We start from the raw sequence: 18,266 nt of genomic DNA on the forward strand, positions 1-18,266 counted from the left end.
ACGCAACCTCCGGGGGTGGATCAGCACGTGAGTAGGATAGTCGGGGTTAGTGTGGCGGGCGCCATATCGCGGCGAACGCCACAACGCACAAGGAAGGGAGCAAGACATGGCAACGGTGGCCCAGGCGGTCGACCTCGAGCGAATCGGCGACGACGAGTTCCGCGGCCCTGTGGTTCCATCGCTTATTACGCGCACCTTTGGCGGGCAAACCATGGCGCAGGCGCTCCGCGCGGCGCAGCTCACCGTTGACGACAAGTTTGCCCACTCCATGCACTGCTACTTCGTGGGGCCGGGCGATTCTGGCGCTCCCACCACCATTCGGGTCGAGCGGATTAGGGATGGCCGCTCTTTTGCGCACCGACACGTACGGGTCTTTCAAAACGAACGCTTGATCTTCATGCTCAGCGCTGGTTTCCAAGCGCCAGGGGACAGTGGTCCAGAGCACCAAGCAGACATGCCGCAGGTGCCGCCACCGGAGAGTATTAAGGACTCGCCCTATTCCACCCGAATCATCTTGAAAGAGTGGGAAGACTGGGACGTGCGGCTTGTCCCGGATGCGGACCGCGACGCGATTGCCGCGGAAACCACCGGTGCCGGGTTTAGGAATATTTGGTTCCGTAACACTGGTGACTTTCTTACCACTGCCGACCAGTCTCTCCACCAGGCGGCGCTGCTGTATATGTCGGACATGACGCTGATTCGTACAGCATTGCTTCCGCACCAGGGCGAGAGGATTCAGCTAGCCAGCCTGGACCATTCTCTGTGGTTCTTGCGGCCAGTTCGAGTGGATGAGTGGATGTTGTATTCGCAGTCTAGCCCGTCAGCACAAACCGGGACGGGGCTAGCAGAGGGCAAGATCTTCAATCAGCGCGGCGAGCTACTGGCCGTGGCGATGCAGGAGGGCCTGACGCGCATCCTGCATCCGGACGCCGAAGGCTCAAGCGCCAACGGGAATTGGCAAAACGTTTAGCCACCGGGGGTCAGCACCACGGCGTGCGAGACGCACGCGCGGACCCCTGTTCCGGTGGATCCAGGACAAGGCCGTATAATTGCAGCAGTTTCTACAAGCTTTTTATATAGCCACATCGAAAGGGATGACATGGCAGGCCACTCTAAATGGGCAACAACGAAGCACAAGAAGGCGGCGAACGATGCCAAGCGTGGCAAGGAATTTGCCAAGCTGATTAAGAATATCGAGGTGGCCGCCCGCACCGGTGGCGGTGATCCCGCCGCAAACCCAACCCTTGATGACATGATTAGGAAGGCCAAGAAGGCCTCTGTTCCTAACGACAACATTGAGCGCGCCCGCAAGCGCGGCTCCGGCGAAGAAGCCGGCGGTGCCGATTGGGAAACCGTGATGTACGAGGGCTATGGCCCGAACGGTGTTGCCATGCTCATCGAGTGCTTGACGGATAACCGCAACCGCGCGGCGACGGACGTGCGCACCGCCATGACCAAGAACGGCGGCAACCTCGGAGAGTCCGGCTCCGTGGCGTACATGTTCGCCCGCACCGGCTTGGTGTTGGTGGAAAAGGGAGAGCTTAGCGAAGACGACATCCTGCTCGCTGTGCTGGAGGCTGGCGCTGAGGAGGTCAACGACAACGGCGAGAAGTTTGAGATTACCTGTGCACCGGGTGATATCCCCGCCGTGCGCGAGGCGCTCGTTGCTGCCGATATCGAGGTCGATGACACCGATACCGATTTCCGCGCCTCGGTCGAGGTGCCGCTGCAGGCAGATGATGCCCGCAAGATCTTCCGCCTCATCGACGCTCTTGAGGATTCGGACGATGTCCAGAACGTTTACACCAACATGGACTTGAGCGAAGAGGTCCTCGCCCAGCTGGACGAGGACTAACGCGGCTAGTCGAGCTTGAGGCCTTCCATGCCATGAGCAGTTACCGTCTCTGACAGCGGGGCACGGCCCGGGGATGTGTTGAACACAGGGCTGGACTCGTCTGCAATGCCGAAGGTCAGGGCGGTGACAAGCTTGTGCTCCTCGTCCACTCCGAGGAATTCACGGACGGTCGGGGCGAGGAGCGAAATCATGCCTTGCGGGACACCGCGGTAGCCGTGCGCTTGAAGCGAGAGCAAGAAATTCTCCGCATAGGTACCTTGATCAAAGGCAGCGCGGATACGGTCGCCCATTGGGGGAATGAAGAGCAAAGCCGTGTGTGGGGCGCCGAAGAAGCGAAGGTTCTCACGGACAAATTCCGTGCGCGCTTCCTTATCCTCGCGCGCAATACCGAGGAGACCGTACATCTTGGCTGCTAACGCCTGCGAGCGCTGCGGGTGGACGCCCTGACCGTAGTCAATCGTGAAGTCCGGGTTGATTCCATTCTTATCGAACTCAGCAATGAGAGCCGCGCTCAAGTCCTGCAATGCCGTACCGCCAACCAGGTGCACATTCCAGGGTTGGGTATTGGAGTTGGAGGGGGCGGATTGGGCGTCGATCAGCACCTGTTCTATAACCGCCGCGGGGGATGGGGTCCGGAAGGAACGCGCGCGCGGAATGGCGGGAACGAATGAATTCAGAAAAGCCATTAGGATGTTGAGACATGCGCGCCACTCTATGCCCCACAATCTGAGGGAGTGTATTCGGCTCGGGGGACTGCCTGCACTAGAACGCATGTGTGTACACTGTTTCTAAATAAACAAGTGGTTGTATAGGGTGAGAATAAAAAGGGCGAGGAGGCAGCCGTGAACTTGGAGGGGTTGCGTGTCATGGGGATTGATCCCGGTCTGACGCGTTGTGGCCTGTCTGTTGTCCAAGCCGGACGTGGGCGCACGGTCATTCCCATCGCCGTGGGCGTCGTCCGTACGCCCAGTGACAAGGATCTGGGAGAGCGCCTTAAGCGGCTGTCAGTCGCGGTCCGGGAATGGATGGATGACTATAAGCCGGATGTCGTGGCGCTCGAGCGCGTATTCGAACGCGGTCAGGTGTCAACCGTGATGCAGACCGCGCACGCAGTCGGGGTCTTGGTGCTTGCAGCCGCAGAGCGCGACATCCCAGTACACATGTACACCCCTTCGGAGGTGAAGAAGGCGGTGTCGGGCAACGGGCGCGCTGATAAGAAGCAGATGACCGCCATGATCACCCGAATTCTGGGGCTCAGCGAGTCGCCTAAGCCAGCGGACGCTGCGGATGCCTTGGCCCTTGCCGTCTGCCACTGCTGGCGTGCGCCGGCCCTGGCATGGATGAGCGGGGGTGATCCGAGTGCTGGCGTGGGGGCTGGGGCACGAACGAGCGGTGTGCGCGGCACCTCACCACGCACCGCGTCCGTTTCTCGGGCAGCGAAGACGACCTCTTAAGCTATGTGGTACATCCACTCGAACCAAGGAACCTAAATAATGATTGCATCTTTGCGCGGAACTGTCCTCGACATCCAGCTTGATCATGCCGTGCTCGAATGCGCCGGCGTGGGATACAAGGTGCTGGCCACCCCAGCCACACTGGGCACGCTCCAGCGTGGTGAGGAAGCCCGAGTCATGACCACGCTCGTGGTGAAAGAAGATTCGATGACGCTGTACGGGTTCACCAGCCAGGATGACCGCGACATGTTTCACGTCCTCCAGACGGTCTCTGGGCTGGGGCCCAAACTGGCTCTAGCCGCGTTGTCCGTGATGAGCGCAGGCGATTTGGCCCAAGCAATTGCGGGGGAGGAGGCTGCACGGCTGCAGAAAATCCCGGGGGTAGGAAAGCGCGTGGCGCAACGCTTGATCCTAGAACTCAAGGAGAAGGTGCAGGCGTTTGCACCCACGGACGGTGCTGATCCTGCGGCCTCCGCCCCTGCGGCTGCCGGCCCCGTGGTGGAGGATGTCGTTGAGGCGCTTATTGGGTTGGGCTTTACAGACAAGATGGCTCGACCGGTGGTGGAATCGGTAGTGGCTGAGCAGCCCGATGCGGCGACGCCGGTGGTGCTGCGAGCAGCCCTCAACCAACTCGGGGCCAAAAAATAGGGGAGAGTGGACGACATGTCAGATGTAGAACGCACTGAGTTTAAGCTGCCGGAGGGGATGGATTTAACCTCGCCTCCGCAGCGTAACCAGGATGTGGACGCCACAGAGCAACAAGGCGAGCACGATATTGAGCGCTCACTGCGCCCGAAATCCCTCGATGAATTCATCGGCCAGCCCAAGGTGCGCGAACAGCTATCGCTCGTGCTCAATGGCGCGAAAAACCGTGGTGTCACCCCGGATCACGTGTTGCTCTCCGGCCCGCCTGGGCTGGGCAAGACCACGATGGCGATGATTATCGCTCAAGAACTGGGAAGTTCCCTGCGCATGACGTCCGGCCCCGCACTGGAGCGGGCCGGAGACTTGGCCGCGATGCTGTCGAATCTCATGGAAGGTGACGTGCTCTTCATCGACGAAATTCACCGCATCGCCCGTCCCGCGGAAGAAATGCTCTACATGGCAATGGAGGATTTCCGCATCGATGTCATCGTGGGCAAAGGCCCTGGGGCGACCTCCATCCCGCTGGAAATCCCACCTTTTACTCTGGTGGGAGCGACGACGCGCGCGGGCATGCTGACTGGTCCGTTGCGTGACCGCTTCGGTTTCACCGCGCAGATGGAGTATTACGATACCGAGGACCTCACCCGAGTGATTACCCGAGCAGCGCGAATCTTGGAGGTTGATATCGACCAGGATGCCGCGGTGGAGATCGGCTCCCGATCGCGCGGGACGCCGCGTATTGCTAACCGGCTGTTGCGTCGTGTGCGCGACTATGCCGAGGTCAACGGAGATGGGCACATTAATGTGGCAGCTGCCCAGGCAGCGCTTCGGGTCTTCGACGTTGATGAACGTGGGCTGGACCGTCTTGACCGCGCGGTGCTCGAGGCCCTCATTAAGGGACACGGCGGTGGACCCGTGGGGGTTAATACGTTGGCTATTGCGGTGGGCGAGGAACCGTCAACCGTCGAGGAGGTCTGCGAACCCTACCTCGTGCGCGCCGGAATGATCTCCCGCACCGGGCGTGGCCGTGTTGCCACGGCAGCGGCCTGGCAGCACCTGGGCCTTGAGGCGCCCGAAGGAACTGTCGGCGGGACACTCTTCTAATCGTCCCGGCAATTGGCCGGGAGGCGGGCAGGTCTGGCACACTGGCCTTTTATGAACGGAACCCAACTTATTCTTCTCCTTGTTCTCGCCGTCCTCGTCATTTTGCCGAGCTTCATGTCCATGCGCGCGCAGCGCAAGCGCCAAGCGCAGATGAAGGAGCTCCAGTCCTCGTTGCGCCCAGGCTTAGACGTGATTACGGCCGGTGGCCTGCACGGAACCGTGGTGGAGGCCCGCGGTGAACAGGTTGATTTGCGAGTCAAGGACGGCACGGTGATGACCTTCGACACCATGGCCATCGTGCGCTCCGCGGAGCCGATTGCTTCCCAGAACGAAGCAGCGGCTGAGCCGGAGGAGGGTGAGGACGAACGCTTTCCGAAGCTCTAAAACAAGTTGCACTCGTCACACTGCGGGTGCCTCACCTTAAACCTGTTAAGGATTATGCCGGTCCATGACGTACGATGATGGACTGTGCTTTAGTCATGGTGGCGCCGCGACACTCAGCACGTGCGTGGCAGTGGCTGCCATGACCCATGATTTTTAGCCCTGTTCCTCACAACACAGGAGATCTTTGTGTCCGCTTCGAAACGTGGTGGCGTTAGCAGCCGTCAACGGCAATGGCCCAGACGAGCAATGGCGCTCTTTGTGCTCATCGTCATTGTGGTTTACGCCCTTATCTTCCTAACCGGCGATAAATCGCCGACTCCCAAGCTCGGCATTGATTTGCAGGGCGGTACGCGAGTAACCCTCGTTCCGCAGGGCGAAGACCCCACCCAGGATCAGCTGCAGCAGGCACGCAACATCCTGGAGCAGCGTGTCAACGGTATGGGCGTCTCCGGCTCTGAGGTCGTTATCAGCGGCTCTAGCCTGGTCATTACGGTGCCGGGCGAAGACGCTTCCCAGGCGCAGGCTGTAGGCCAAACCTCGCAGCTGCTGTTCCGCCCAGTGGGTGAACAGCCGATGCCGGACTTGGACAAGCTTGAAAAGACCATGACGGATATGGCGAACCGCTGGGTCAAGTTCGGCGTCGTGGCACCGGAGCAGGCGAATGACGCACTGGCCTCTATCCACGACGCGCTTAACCAGAGCGCCGATGCTGCCCAGGGTGAGGATAAGAAGGAAGAAAACAAGGACGCGAAGAAGTCTCCGGCCCCGACCGTGAGCGAAAAGCCGCTTCCGGACCCAGCAAACTCTCTGGAAGAAACCGAACGTCGCGACCAGGTTAACGAGGTTCTTCTCAAGGACCGTCAGTCCGAGGATCCCACCGTTCAAACCGCGGCCCTGGGCCTGATGCGGTGCGATGCCGATTCCGATCCGCTGGCCGGCACGGACGATCCGGCAAAGCCGCTCGTGGCGTGTGACTACTCGAACCAGCAGCCCTATATCCTGATGCCGGCTCCGCTGCTGGATGGCATTGAGGATCCACACGGTACCCGCCTGACCGGTAACGAAATCGATACCCAATCCCCAATTCAGGGCGGTCTCAACGGCCAAACCGGCCAGATGGAGATCAGCTTCGCATTCAAGACTGGCGACGGCCCCAACGGCTCTCAGACGTGGTCCACCCTGACGCAGGAGTACCTGCAGAAGCAGGTGGCCATCACTCTTGACTCCGCCGTTATTTCCGCACCGGTTATCCAGGGTGCGACTCCGGTGGGTTCTGCCACGTCCATCACGGGTGATTTCACGCAGGAAGAAGCCCAGAACTTGGCCAACAACCTCCGCTACGGTGCGCTCCCGTTGTCCTTTACGGGCGCTAACGGCGAGCCGGGCGGAACGGTGGAAACCGTGCCTCCGTCACTGGGTAAGGCAGCTCTTGAGGCAGCGCTTATTGCGGGTATTGTCGGCCTGATTTTGGTCTCCCTGTATTCCATCTACTACTTCCGCGCACTGTCCGCCGTGGCCTTGCTGGTGCTCATCGCCACCTGTGTCCTGCTCTATGGCGCTCTGGTTCTGTTGGGCCGGTGGATTGGCTACTCGCTGGACCTGTCTGGCATGGCGGGCTTGGTCATCGGTATCGGCGCCACGGCTGACTCATTCGTGGTCTACTACGAGCGCATGAAGGATGAGCTCTTGGGCGGCCGCACATTCCGCTCCGCTACCCGCACGGGTTGGGAACGCTCCCGTGCAACGATCGTCACGGGTAAGGCAGTTACCCTGATCGGTTCCGTCGTGGTCTACTTCCTGTCCATCGGTGCGGTCAAGGGATTTGCCTTCACCATGGGGCTGACCACGATCTTCGACCTCGTCGTATCCTTCCTGATCATGGCACCGCTCATGCAGCTCCTCGGCAGCCGCCCGGCCTTCGCTAAACCATCCATGAATGGCCTTGGTGGCATCTACAACCTTGTGGAGGAGCGCCGTGAACGCGGCTTTTATGCCAAACCGGCCAAGAACCCCGTTGCTACCGCTGCGGATGAGGAGAAGTAAACATGGCTGTCGAAACCACTAACCGCAAGATTTCCCGCTTTGACCGTCTCTACGTGGACGGCAGCGGATTCGACTTCGTGGGCCGGGCCAAAACCTGGTACACCATCGCCGGCGTGCTGCTCATCGCGTCCATTTTGGCCATTGCGCTCCGCGGCTTTAACTTGTCCCTTGACTTTGAAGGCGGTACGAAGCTCAACATGCCGGCGGGAGACCTCAGCACCGAGCAGGTAGAGGAAACCTTCAAGGATGCCACCGGTGTCACACCGGAGCTGGTGCAGATTGTGGGCGCCGGTTCCTCGGAGACATTGGAAATCACCTCCGAGCGCCTGTCCCAGGATCAGGTGAATCGGGCACGCCAGGCCATCTTCGAAGAGTTCCACGTCAAGGATGAAAACGGCAAGCCCAGCCCGGACGCGATCGGTTCCTCGACGGTATCGGAATCGTGGGGTGCCTCGATTACCAAGCGAATGGTCATCGCCATGGCGGTCTTCCTGGTGCTCGCCACTATCTACGTGGCGGTTCGCCTGCAGCGTGATATGGCCTTTGCCGCTATCCTCGCCCTTATCTTTGACGGTGTTTTCATCTCTGGTATCTACGCCCTCTTTGGAATTGAGGTTTCACCGGCGGTCATTATCGGCCTGCTGACTGTGCTTACTTTCTCCCTCTACGACTCCGTCATTGTCTTTGACAAGGTAGATGAAAATACGAGTGGGCTGGAGGGCCAGCGTAAGAAGACCTATGCCGATCTCACCAACCTGGCCATCAACCAGACCGTGATGCGTTCTATCTCTACCTCGGTCATTTCCGCGCTGCCGATTATCGCCTTGTTCGTCGTCGCTGTGTGGTTGATGGGTATCGGTACCCTGCGCGATCTGGCTCTGGTCCAGTTCATCGGCGTTATCGAAGGCGTCTTTTCTTCCATCTTCCTCGCAACGACGCTGCTGGTGACATTGTCGAACCAGCGCAAGAGCGTCAAGAAGCATAACGCTGAGGTCGCCGCTTATCGGGCGGAAGGCGGGGACGCAGACGACGCCGACGATGATTCACCGAAGCCTGCGCGCACTGTGGTATCCCCGGCAGCAGTTTCCCCATCCACGGCCTCCGAGCCCGCAACGAAGCCGCGCGGCGAGGAGTCCGGTGGCGCGTCCTGGCGTCCTGGGCGCTAAATCGTGCGCGCCTCATCAGTTGCGGCACTGCTCGCTGTTGCTCTTACCGTTTCTGCGTGTGGAGCGAAGGAGGACAGGGCAGGCAAGGATGTCCCGCCGCCGCGCTTCGCAGTACTGAGCGACGCCCGCATCGCCACCAGCAATGCGGCTTCTGACTGGGGCGAAGCTGCGGGCGCCGCGCAGCTTGCCAGCCGCGTGTTCCCTGCGTTGTACGTGCCAGGCCCGGCTGGGCAGATGGTTCCGAACTCGGATCTGGCAGATGCTGAGTACGTTCCGGCCGAGAGCGAGGGCGTCGGCGCTCGTGTGGACTTCACGCTCACGGAGCAGGCACGCTTTGCCGACGGAGAACCTGTCACATGTGATGACTACCTTTTGGCGTATATCGCCGGGCAGTTGAGCGAGACCTTTGGCTCCCACCTCCCGTTGGCGGAAGACATAGCCGAGATGGAGTGTGCACCGCATAGTAAGAAGTTCACCGTCTGGTTTAACCCAGATGCTGGTTCGCGCTGGCGCTACCTGTTTGGGCCGGGCACGGTGGTGCCCGCCCACGCGTTAGCTAAGCGAGCAGAGCTCAGCATGGAGGAGCTCAACGCGGCGCTTCACGCCTACGACGTGACGACCTTGCAGCCTGTGGCGGAGGCGTGGCGCGAGGGGTTTTCTACCGAACCAGGCCGTTTCGATCCCGAGCTACAGATTTCCTTTGGTCCTTACAGCATTGATCGCGTCGAGGACGACGGCGCCATCGTACTCACCGCCAACGACAACTACTACGGCGACAAGCCGTCGCTGAAGGAGATCGTCATGCTGCCGAACACGGCGGATGCGGCTGCATTTGTGGCCTCGGACGAGTTGCGCGTGGCCGAGTCACCTACCGCGGCACCGTCGTGGCTGAATCGGGACGCAGAAGGAAAACCGGTCGACGTTAACTCCGTTGCGGGAGGCATGACCGATACTTTGGTTTTCTCCGAAGCCGGCACCTTCGCGCAGCCGTGGGCACGCGCCGCTTTCGCTGCCTGCGTCGATGCACAACGCATGGCAGAAGTTTCCGCAAAGGAATCCGGCGTGGAGGTACCCGCCGTCTCCGTGCGGACAGTGAGCACCAGTGATTCGGTGGCATCACAAATGGCGTCGCTCACCACAGTCCCTGTAGACACCGCCACTGCTTCCGGCCTCGCTGGCTATACGGTCGGCGTCGGATACCTGGCACCTAACCCGCGCTATAAAGCGATGGTGGAGGAGCTACGCGCAGCCTGCGAACCAGCCGGGATTACGGTGGAGGATCGTTCGGGGGATCGTGTATCCCGTGCCCAACTGGACGCCGACCCCTCGACGGGGTTGCCGGAGATCGACGTCTACCTTGGAGCCGTCGACCCGATGCGGGAGTATTCCGCGCCCGCTGCCAGTGTGAAGAACGCTGCGGCTTTACGCACACTGGAACAAGAGCTTTGGGAGGAGCTGCCGTCTATTCCCATTGCCGCGCAGCCCCGAACCTTCATCGTTGATCGCGCTGTGACTGGCGTGGTGCCCTACACTGGCCCTGCGGGTATCGGGTGGAATCTCGACCGCTGGGGCTATACCCGAAATGAAGCAACCGAAACAAAGGAAGAGTCGTGAGCGAGATTTACGTCGCAGCAGCACAAGCCCTGAAAGACAAGGTGCGCCTTGTCCCGGATTTCCCGGAGGAAGGAATCCTTTTCGAGGACCTGACTCCGGTGTTGGCCGATGCTGAATCCTTCGCCGCCGTTGTCGATGGCTTGGCTGAGGCGTGCAAGGAGCTCGGTGCTGACATGATCGGCGGCCTCGATGCGCGCGGATTCCTGCTGGGTTCAGCCGTAGCGTACAAGTTGGGGGTAGGTATTTTGGCCATTCGCAAGAAAGGCAAGCTGCCGCCACCGGTGCTGACCCAGGAGTACGAGCTGGAATACGGTACCGCCGCGCTGGAAATCCCTAACAGCGGCATCGACATCAAGGGCAAGCGCATTGTGCTTGTCGACGACGTCCTCGCCACCGGCGGCACTCTCCACGGCGCCACCTTGCTCCTGGAGTCCGCAGGAGCAGAGGTCGTGGGCAATGTCGTGGTTCTGGAGGTTCAGGGACTGGAGGGCCGCGAGCGCCTGGAAGGTTCTCCGCTGATTGTGCTCAACCAGATGGGGACAAAGGACTAAGGTTGTATGCCTAAGCTACTTCGCGGAGGCAGACATGACGACTGAAAAGCAGGACAAGACTGCATGGCGGCCAGGCGGCGTCCGCGGCATGTCCGCCCGCCTGGCTCGTTCGCTGACGGGCGGCAGAGTAAAGATCAATCCGGCGCTCGACCCGCTGATGTCCATTCACCGGGAATTTCATCCGAAGGCCGACGCGGAACTACTCAATAACGCCTACACCACGGCACAGCGTCTGCACGAAGGCGTTTTCCGCAAGTCCGGTGAGCCATACATCACGCACCCGCTGGCGGTAGCCACCATCGCCGCGGAGATAGGTATGGACACCACGACCGTCGCAGCAGCGTTGCTGCATGACACGGTGGAGGATACCGACTACTCGCTCGAGGATCTGACTCGTGATTTTGGTCCTGAGGTGGCCCGACTCGTCGATGGTGTTACGAAGCTCGACAAGGTTGCACTCGGCGCCGCTGCGGAAGCGGAAACGATCCGCAAGATGATTGTGGCAATGGCTACTGATCCGCGCGTGTTGGTTATCAAGGTGTGCGACCGTCTCCACAACATGCGCACGATGCGCTTCCTCCCGCCGGAAAAGCAGGCTAAGAAGGCACGCCAGACTCTCGACGTCATCGCGCCGCTGGCTCACCGCCTCGGAATGGCCAGCGTCAAATGGGAGCTTGAGGATTTGGCCTTTGCCATCCTGTACCCGAAGAAGTATGACGAAATCGTACGCATGGTGGCCGACCGTGCGCCCTCGCGCGATCGAGCGCTCAAAGAGATCAAGGCTCAGGTTAGCCAGGCGCTGAAGGCCAACGGCATCGAGGCTGAGGTGATGGGCCGCCCGAAGCATTACTGGTCGATTTACCAGAAGATGATCGTGCGCGGCCGTGACTTTGCGGAAATCTTCGATCTTGTGGGCATCCGTATTCTTGTCGATGACATCAACTCCTGCTACGCAGCCATCGGCGTGGTGCACTCGCTGTACCAGGCTCTTCCAGGGCGCTTTAAGGATTACATTTCTTCGCCGCGCTTCGGCGTGTACCAGTCCTTGCACACCACCGTGATTGCGGCCGGTGGCTCCACTCTTGAAGTGCAAGTGCGCACGCACGAGATGCACTACAACGCTGAGTTCGGCGTGGCGGCGCATTGGCGCTACAAGGAAACTAAGGGCAAGAATTCCGGCCACCAGGAAGAAGTCGACCAGATGGCGTGGATGCGCCAGCTGCTGGATTGGCAAAAGGAAGCAGCAGATCCCAACGAGTTCCTCGACTCCTTGCGCTATGACCTGACCGCCAAGCAGATCTTTGCGTTTACCCCGAAGGGCGACGTGGTTAACCTGCCTGCCGGTTCCACCCCCGTTGACTTTGCCTACGCTGTGCACACCGAGGTGGGGCACAGGTGTATCGGCGCCAAGGTCAATGGCAAACTCGTGGCCCTAGAGTCTGAACTCAAGTCCGGCGACAAGGTGGAAATTTTCACTTCGAAGGATCCGAACGCAGGACCGTCGCGGGATTGGCAGGAGTTCTTGGTGTCGCCCCGGGCGAAGACGAAGGTGCGGCAGTGGTTTGCCAAAGAGCGCCGTGAGGAGCATCTTGAAGCCGGGCGCGATGCCCTGGCCGCTGAGGTTCAGCGCGGTGGTTTGCCCATGCACCGCTTGTTCACCGCCAGCTCGATGAAGCAGGTGGCCGAGCAGCTGCACTATCCCGACGTGGATGCGTTGTACACCGCTATCGGCGCGGGCCACGTATCGGCGCAGCACGTTGCTAATCAGCTCATGGCTCTCTTTGGGGATCAAGATGACGCTGTCGATGCCTTGGCTTCGCGCACCCCGCTGAGTGAGCTGGAGAACTCCCGCGCGCAGCATACGAAGGATTCCGCATCCGGCACCGGCATTCTGGTGGAGGGAAGCCCAGACGTCATGGCCAAGTTGGCGAAGTGCTGCCAGCCCGTGCCAGGAGACGCCATCTTTGGCTTCGTTACCCGCGGCGGTGGGGTGTCTGTGCACCGTGCTGACTGCACCAACGCTGAAAAGCTGAAGTCCGAGCCGGAGCGCATGATGCAGGTGGAGTGGGCCGGTGGGCCGAAGTCTTCCGGCGCTTTCTCTGCGACACTGCAACTTGAGGCCATCGACCGCCAGGGCCTGCTCTTTGAGCTGACTCGTATCTTCAGCGAGCAGAGCCTCAACGTTTTGTCGATGACGTCCAACCGCGGCGATGACCACATTGCGACCGTGCGCTTTACCTTCTCGGTGTCCGATACCAAGCAGCTGGGGCAGCTCATGACGACGCTGCGCAACACCGAGGGCGTCTTCGACGTCTACCGCGTCACCGCCTAGGCGAACTGAAGCCCACGGCTAAACCACCGCCCCCTCAACCGGGGGTGTGTGGTTGAACACTGGGTTGCGCTGGGATGAAAACGGGGAAGACGCTAAGTAAACGTGCAGGTGGAGGCGTTAGCGAGCCCTGCGCAACCGTGATGGATGCGTTATAAACGCGTGGACAAGATTCCTCTCATCTTCAGGAGTACCACGTGAATTTCCGCCGCTTTGGCCAGCTGTTGGCCGCCACCACCGTTACCGCCGTTGCCGTCTCCGGCGCACCTGCCTTCGCCGCTGAGGCCGACCAGGTGACCATCTCCGTCACCAACTTCACCGACTTCCACGGCCACCTTGAGCTGGCCGAAAACTTTGATAAGGAAACCGAGGAACTGGTTGGTTACTCCGAGATGGGTGCTGCTCGCATGGCTGCGCTCATCAAGGCCGTCAACAAGGACCAGGAGTACGCCTTGACCTCCTCCGGTGATAACGTTGGCGGTTCCGCTTTCGTGTCTGCGATTTCTGAGGACAAGTACACCAACGAGGCCCTCAATGCTATGAATCTCGATGTCACGGCCGTGGGCAACCACGAGTTCGACAAGGGCGATAAGGATCTTATGGGCCGTATCAAGGACCAGTCCAACTTCCCGATCCTGGGCGCCAACGTCACCAAGGATGGCAAGCCCTTGCTCGATGCTTCCTTCGTCAAGGAGGTAGACGGCGTGAAGGTGGGCTTCGTTGGTACCGTCACTGAGAACACCAAGTACAAGGTGTCTGCTGCGTCCATCCCGGGCGTCGAGTTCTCCGACCCGGTCGAGGCCACCAATAAGGAAGCCAGCCGACTGAAGGAATCCGGCGAGGCCGAGGTTGTTGTGGCGCTCATGCACGAGGATGCTCAGCAGTTCGCTGAGGGCTTCAACAAGGATGTGGACATCCTCTTTGGCGGTGATACTCACGTCAAGACCCAGGGCGAGGTTGCCCGTGAGGGCGCATTGCCGCTGTACTGGGCACAGGGCTACGAGTACGGCAAGGTGCTTAACGACGCCGACATCACCTTCGACAAGGCCGAGAAGAAGATCACCAAGATTGATCTCAAGCAGTACGACGTGGCCGACGCAGAGGTCTTCGCCCAGCTGCAGGGCCTCGAAGACGACCCCGAGGTAGCTAAGGTCGTCGAGGAAGCAAAGAAAGTAGCGGAGATTGAGGGTGCCAAGACTGCTGGTACCACCGAGAAGGCCATGTACCGCGGCTCCGATGAGGGCAAGGACACCGGTTCCAACCGCGGTGTGGAGTCCACCCTTAACAACTTCATTGCGGAAGGTCAGCGCTACGCTCTAGCCAAGCCGGCGGGCAAGGACATCGAAATTGGCGTCATGAACGCGGGCGGTGTGCGCGCCGACCTCAAGGAAGGTGACGTTACATACCAGGACATCTTTGCTGTTCAGCCTTTCGGAAACTCCGTGATTACCGCTGAGGTCAGCGGAGCTGACTTCATCACCGCACTGGAAAACCAGTGGAAGCCTGGCCAGTCCCGCCCACGTCTGGCTCTAGGCCTGTCCAACAATGTCACCGTTGTCTACGACCAGAAGGCTGAGCAAGGCAAGCGTGTTAAGTCCGTCACCATTAACGGTGAACCGATTGACCCGAACAAGAATTACAGCATTGCTCTGTCCTCCTTCCTCGCATCCAGCGATACGGAAGCAGGCGGCGATGGCTTCTTCGAGCCCGGTTCCATCAAGAACCGCAATGACGTTGGCCACATGGACACCCAGGCGATGATTGACTACATTGCGTCCGGAGAGTCCAAGGTCCGCACCGGCCAGGGTCAGATCGGTGCTCACATTGAGGGGGACCTGAAGCCGGGCAGCGAGATTACCATTGACCTGTCTTCCCTGAACTACTCCAACGCTGAGGAGCCGCAGGCTAAGAAGGTCACCGTTGCACTGGGTGACGCTAAGGCTGAGGCAGGCATTGATAACGCAGCACAGCCGGGTGATGAGCAGTTTGGCGAGCGTGGCCGCGCAACCGTCAAGCTCACCATCCCGGAGGGCCTAGAGGGCGAGCAGAAGCTGTCCATCACCACGGATGCTGGTACTAAGGCTGTCCTGCCTATCACCCTTGAGGGCGCGGGTAACGACGAGGACCCGAAGGACCCAGAGAACCCGAAGGATCCGAAGGATAACGGCTCCAACAAGGATGTAGCGTCCTCCGTTGGCCTGGGCGTGGGGATCACCGTAGCGATTGCCGCTGCCATTGCCGCTGTGATTGGCGCTATTAACCTGCCGGCAGGCGCGCTACCGGCTCCGGTACAGCAGATGATTGAGCAGTTGCGCAAGCAGTTCAACATCTAGTCAGTCTCGTTCCTAAAGCCCGCACTGAGGTGCGGGCTTTTCGCATGCGGAAGGTATGGTGGGAAGCTGTGGATACACTGAGGCTATTTGGACGCGAGGCAATGTATCAGCTCGGCATCGAGCCTCACCGCATCCCGGTGGTGATGTTCGCAACGCTGGGCATCTACTTGGCTTTCATGCTCTTGGTCAAGCTTTTCGGTAGTCGGGTGCTGACGTCTATCACGGCCTCAGATGCTGTCATCATCATTATGTTTGGTGCGGTTTCGGGACGCGTCATCGTAGGCAACCCGCCCACGCTTGCCGCCGGCATCATCGGACTGTTTACGCTCATGTTGTTGGAGGCCGCTTTCGGCACCTTCAGACAGCTGGTGAGGTGGTCGAGGTTCATTGACCGAAAACCGGTCCTTTTGGTGTACAAGGGGGAACTGCAAGAGGACAACATGCATTTTGCGCACATCACCGAGAGGGATATCAATTCCGCTGTGCGCAAGGCGGGGCTCGGACGGCGTAGCGACGTCCAGCTTATGATTCTGGAACCGACTGGTCAGATTTCGGTCATCCGCCGTGGCCAGCTTGTCGACGCTTCAGTGTTTAAGGATATCCTCGGCGCCGAGCGCATCGAAGAAGTCGAAGAAGACTCGCAAAAGGATAGCGAATAGATTCTCGCCAGCTGTTAGACCTGCTAACCACTGTGAGGGTTGGAGTCCTGAAGGACGTGCCGAGATACCTTTCTCCATTCCACACGAGAGCGCGAGCCTCATGGGGTGGGGACCAGACTGCCCTACGTGACGAAAACATAGCCCGATCCCCGGGGCGGGAGGGAAAACTTTGGCAACTAAGGCAGCACGTCCAGGGCAGCAGTGTCTAGGGCAGTAACGGTCAAACGGGGGATGGCCAGCCCGCAAAACGAAAAATCTCCTCCGGCGCGTTGAACGCGGGAGGAGACTTACGTGCTTGCGGCTTAGTTGCCAGCGAGCTTGTCGCCGAGACGCAATGCGTCATCCATGGCGCCGATGATGGAGGTGATAACCTTGATCCACTCGCGGATCTCCTTCGGGCTGACGTTGCCCTCATCGTCGGAGGAGAGAGCGAAGAAAGCAGCGGAGGAGCTATCGTTCTCGACCGGAGCAGCGGAAGCAACAGCGGTGCCGGAGAAGGTGATGGTCGCAGCGGTAGCAACGGCAACGAGGGACTTACGGGAGAAGAACTTCATGGTGGAGTGTCCTAATCTTTGGAGAGGGTGGAAAGAGAAACCGAATTACTTCGCGTTAGGAGCGAAGTTCTTCTGGTAGAAGGCGAAGACGGTGCCCAGAGCGCCGATGATGGCGGTGAAGACTGCGATCCAGTCGCGGATCTCAGACGGCTTCATGTCGGTGATGGAGGAACCCTCAGAGTCGTTGGAGGAGGAAGAAGAGGACTCCTCTTCCTTCTCCTTGTCGTTCTCGGACTCGGAGTTGTCGGTCTCCTTGTTGTTGTCCGTGGTGGACTCGGAGTCTGCGGACTCGTTGGTTACGACTGCGGTGTCCTCAGCGGAAGCAACGGACACGCCGGACAGGGAAACGGTTGCAGCGGTAGCGGCAGCAACAAGGGCCTTACGGGAGAAGAACTTCATTCTCGTTCCTTAAGATCTCGGGAATTTCAAAGACCTCACAGATGCTACTGAGACATTGTGCGATTTGCAAGAGATTTGGCAATTAGTTGGTGAGTCTGTGTATCTGCTGGCCGCCGTATGTGAGCTGCGGATATTAAACAGAGGTGCCTGTGGTGGGTGAGTGGTTTGCCAAATGAACTGCTCAAGGCTAAGAAATTCTTAGTACCGGGCGGGGTGGGGCGGAGTGGTAAAGAAATAGCCCCGCTCGCTGAACGCGAGTGGGGCTAGTCACCGTAAAGGGGGTAAAACTTATCCCTCGATGGTTGCCTTGGTGATGCGCACCTCTTCGGCGGGCTCTCCGTCAGACTGTCCATCCTTGACGCCCTTAGCAGCGATAGCGTCGATGGTCTTCTGACCCTTCTCCGTCAAATCACCAAAGTAGGTGTAGGAGGGAGGAAGCGTCGAGTCCTTGTAGTTAATGAAGAACTGCGAACCGTTGGTATCTTCGCCGGCGTTGGCCATCGCGATGGAGCCCTTCGGGTACAGGGCAGGCTGTGCCTTGGCGGCATCGTCAGACTCATCGGTGGGGTACTCGTTGGCAAACTGGAAGCCTGGTCCACCGGCGCCCTGGCCGGTCGGGTCGCCACACTGCAGAACGAAGATGCCGCCATCGGTCATGCGGTGGCACACGGTGTCGTCATAGTACTTGGCCGAAATCATGTCCGTGATTGCGTTGACGGTACACGGAGCTAGGGAGCGGTCGAGGGTCATCTCGATGTCGCCCTGCTTGGTGGCGAAGTTGACGGTCACCTCACCCTTGGCTGGAATGTCCTTGCCGTTAGGCGTAGGCACCTCACGGGAGGCGTCACCTGCTTCTGGGTATTCACACGTTACGGTGTCACCCAGCGGTGTGGCACGCTTGCCGATCAAAGGCTCGGCGGTGGGGGCTTCGGTTGTGGTCTCCGCGGCCGAGCTCTCCTCGGCCTGAATCTCCTCTTCCTCCGACGAGCGGGTAGCCAAGAACCAGATTCCGCCGACGAGGGCAATAATGACGACGGCTGCCATCACAACAACGCCAAGTGGGCGGCTCTTCTGTTTACGGTCGCGGGACTTCAGCTCGCGATCGAGCTGGTTGAGCGCATCATCCAAGCGCTGGCTGTTAGTAGACACCTATGTTTCCTCCACAGTGGTGGTTCA

At 59.8% G+C, this 18,266-nt stretch carries 17 protein-coding genes; 13 read left to right on the forward strand and 4 right to left on the reverse strand.

What is annotated here, in order from left to right; translation table 11 throughout:
- The first annotated feature begins 106 nt into the window (after positions 1 to 106).
- Positions 107 to 970, forward strand: coding sequence for an acyl-CoA thioesterase (locus HMPREF2565_RS00725; protein WP_070516924.1), 864 nt, complete (start codon positions 107 to 109; stop codon positions 968 to 970).
- Between the two features lie 129 nt (positions 971 to 1,099).
- Positions 1,100 to 1,855, forward strand: a complete 756-nt coding sequence (locus tag HMPREF2565_RS00730) for a YebC/PmpR family DNA-binding transcriptional regulator (protein ID WP_070516926.1) — start codon at positions 1,100 to 1,102, stop codon at positions 1,853 to 1,855.
- A 5-nt stretch (positions 1,856 to 1,860) separates the two neighbouring features.
- On the opposite strand, the gene HMPREF2565_RS00735 is transcribed toward HMPREF2565_RS00730, so the two are convergent.
- Entirely contained in the window at positions 1,861 to 2,541 is a 681-nt protein-coding gene (locus HMPREF2565_RS00735; RefSeq protein WP_246819096.1) for a nitroreductase family protein, read from the reverse strand.
- A gap of 156 nt (positions 2,542 to 2,697) precedes the next feature.
- On the opposite strand from HMPREF2565_RS00735, the gene ruvC reads away from it, so the two are divergent.
- The 11 genes from ruvC (at position 2,698) to HMPREF2565_RS00790 (ending at position 16,137) form a co-directional block, all read left to right on the forward strand.
- On the forward strand, positions 2,698 to 3,309 hold the full coding sequence (ruvC, locus tag HMPREF2565_RS00740) for a crossover junction endodeoxyribonuclease RuvC (RefSeq protein WP_071406731.1): 612 nt from the start codon (positions 2,698 to 2,700) through the stop codon (positions 3,307 to 3,309).
- Between the two features lie 39 nt (positions 3,310 to 3,348).
- On the forward strand, positions 3,349 to 3,957 hold the full coding sequence (ruvA, locus tag HMPREF2565_RS00745; protein ID WP_046648151.1) for a Holliday junction branch migration protein RuvA: 609 nt from the start codon (positions 3,349 to 3,351) through the stop codon (positions 3,955 to 3,957).
- Positions 3,958 to 3,972: 15 nt separating this feature from the next.
- Positions 3,973 to 5,058 carry a Holliday junction branch migration DNA helicase RuvB gene (ruvB, locus tag HMPREF2565_RS00750; protein WP_046648150.1) on the forward strand — a complete coding sequence of 362 codons (1,086 nt, stop codon included), beginning with the start codon at positions 3,973 to 3,975 and terminating at the stop codon, positions 5,056 to 5,058.
- A 51-nt stretch (positions 5,059 to 5,109) separates the two neighbouring features.
- Positions 5,110 to 5,442, forward strand: a complete 333-nt coding sequence (gene yajC, locus HMPREF2565_RS00755) for a preprotein translocase subunit YajC (protein WP_046648149.1) — start codon at positions 5,110 to 5,112, stop codon at positions 5,440 to 5,442.
- A gap of 246 nt (positions 5,443 to 5,688) precedes the next feature.
- The gene (gene secD, locus HMPREF2565_RS00760; protein ID WP_158396681.1) at positions 5,689 to 7,485 is read left to right on the forward strand and encodes a protein translocase subunit SecD; all 1,797 of its coding nucleotides are present in this window, start codon (positions 5,689 to 5,691) and stop codon (positions 7,483 to 7,485) included.
- A gap of 2 nt (positions 7,486 to 7,487) precedes the next feature.
- Positions 7,488 to 8,651: a protein translocase subunit SecF gene (gene secF, locus HMPREF2565_RS00765; RefSeq protein WP_046648147.1), complete on the forward strand. Its 1,164-nt coding sequence runs from the start codon at positions 7,488 to 7,490 to the stop codon at positions 8,649 to 8,651.
- Positions 8,652 to 8,654: 3 nt separating this feature from the next.
- A complete protein-coding gene (locus tag HMPREF2565_RS00770; RefSeq protein WP_080975073.1) occupies positions 8,655 to 10,265 on the forward strand; it encodes an ABC transporter substrate-binding protein in 1,611 nt (536 codons plus the stop codon).
- On the forward strand, positions 10,262 to 10,816 hold the full coding sequence (locus HMPREF2565_RS00775; RefSeq protein ID WP_046648146.1) for an adenine phosphoribosyltransferase: 555 nt from the start codon (positions 10,262 to 10,264) through the stop codon (positions 10,814 to 10,816). The genes HMPREF2565_RS00770 and HMPREF2565_RS00775 overlap by 4 nt, the downstream gene beginning before the upstream one ends.
- Before the next feature lie 34 nt (positions 10,817 to 10,850).
- A complete protein-coding gene (locus tag HMPREF2565_RS00780) occupies positions 10,851 to 13,148 on the forward strand; it encodes a RelA/SpoT family protein (protein ID WP_049154885.1) in 2,298 nt (765 codons plus the stop codon).
- 194 nt (positions 13,149 to 13,342) lie between these two features.
- Entirely contained in the window at positions 13,343 to 15,478 is a 2,136-nt protein-coding gene (locus HMPREF2565_RS00785; RefSeq protein ID WP_049154883.1) for a bifunctional metallophosphatase/5'-nucleotidase, read from the forward strand.
- Positions 15,479 to 15,579: 101 nt separating this feature from the next.
- Positions 15,580 to 16,137, forward strand: coding sequence for a DUF421 domain-containing protein (locus HMPREF2565_RS00790; protein WP_180963910.1), 558 nt, complete (start codon positions 15,580 to 15,582; stop codon positions 16,135 to 16,137).
- A 302-nt stretch (positions 16,138 to 16,439) separates the two neighbouring features.
- On the opposite strand, the gene HMPREF2565_RS00795 is transcribed toward HMPREF2565_RS00790, so the two are convergent.
- From HMPREF2565_RS00795 to HMPREF2565_RS00805, 3 genes are all read right to left on the reverse strand, one after another.
- Positions 16,440 to 16,691 (reverse strand): hypothetical protein, encoded by a 252-nt coding sequence (locus HMPREF2565_RS00795; protein ID WP_046648585.1) that lies wholly within the window; start codon positions 16,689 to 16,691, stop codon positions 16,440 to 16,442.
- 45 nt (positions 16,692 to 16,736) lie between these two features.
- On the reverse strand, positions 16,737 to 17,090 hold the full coding sequence (locus HMPREF2565_RS00800; RefSeq protein ID WP_070516928.1) for a hypothetical protein: 354 nt from the start codon (positions 17,088 to 17,090) through the stop codon (positions 16,737 to 16,739).
- 288 nt (positions 17,091 to 17,378) lie between these two features.
- On the reverse strand, positions 17,379 to 18,239 hold the full coding sequence (locus tag HMPREF2565_RS00805; protein WP_046648581.1) for a peptidylprolyl isomerase: 861 nt from the start codon (positions 18,237 to 18,239) through the stop codon (positions 17,379 to 17,381).
- Between the last annotated feature and the right edge of the window lie 27 nt (positions 18,240 to 18,266).

Source organism: Corynebacterium sp. HMSC072A04, assembly GCF_001809235.1.
GTDB lineage: Bacteria > Actinomycetota > Actinomycetes > Mycobacteriales > Mycobacteriaceae > Corynebacterium > Corynebacterium hiratae.

Excerpts from the sequence above, each read along its gene's own strand:
- ruvB (WP_046648150.1), top strand. The coding sequence starts at position 3,973 with ATGTCAGATGTAGAACGCACTGAGTTTAAGCTGCCGGAGGGGATGGAT.
- secD (WP_158396681.1), top strand. The coding sequence starts at position 5,689 with ATGGCGCTCTTTGTGCTCATCGTCATTGTGGTTTACGCCCTTATCTTC.
- HMPREF2565_RS00795 (WP_046648585.1), bottom strand. The coding sequence starts at position 16,691 with ATGAAGTTCTTCTCCCGTAAGTCCCTCGTTGCCGTTGCTACCGCTGCG.
- HMPREF2565_RS00790 (WP_180963910.1), top strand. The coding sequence starts at position 15,580 with ATGTATCAGCTCGGCATCGAGCCTCACCGCATCCCGGTGGTGATGTTC.
- HMPREF2565_RS00800 (WP_070516928.1), bottom strand. The coding sequence starts at position 17,090 with ATGAAGTTCTTCTCCCGTAAGGCCCTTGTTGCTGCCGCTACCGCTGCA.
- HMPREF2565_RS00735 (WP_246819096.1), bottom strand. The coding sequence starts at position 2,541 with ATGGCTTTTCTGAATTCATTCGTTCCCGCCATTCCGCGCGCGCGTTCC.
- ruvA (WP_046648151.1), top strand. The coding sequence starts at position 3,349 with ATGATTGCATCTTTGCGCGGAACTGTCCTCGACATCCAGCTTGATCAT.
- HMPREF2565_RS00730 (WP_070516926.1), top strand. The coding sequence starts at position 1,100 with ATGGCAGGCCACTCTAAATGGGCAACAACGAAGCACAAGAAGGCGGCG.
- yajC (WP_046648149.1), top strand. The coding sequence starts at position 5,110 with ATGAACGGAACCCAACTTATTCTTCTCCTTGTTCTCGCCGTCCTCGTC.
- HMPREF2565_RS00780 (WP_049154885.1), top strand. The coding sequence starts at position 10,851 with ATGACGACTGAAAAGCAGGACAAGACTGCATGGCGGCCAGGCGGCGTC.
- HMPREF2565_RS00725 (WP_070516924.1), top strand. The coding sequence starts at position 107 with ATGGCAACGGTGGCCCAGGCGGTCGACCTCGAGCGAATCGGCGACGAC.
- secF (WP_046648147.1), top strand. The coding sequence starts at position 7,488 with ATGGCTGTCGAAACCACTAACCGCAAGATTTCCCGCTTTGACCGTCTC.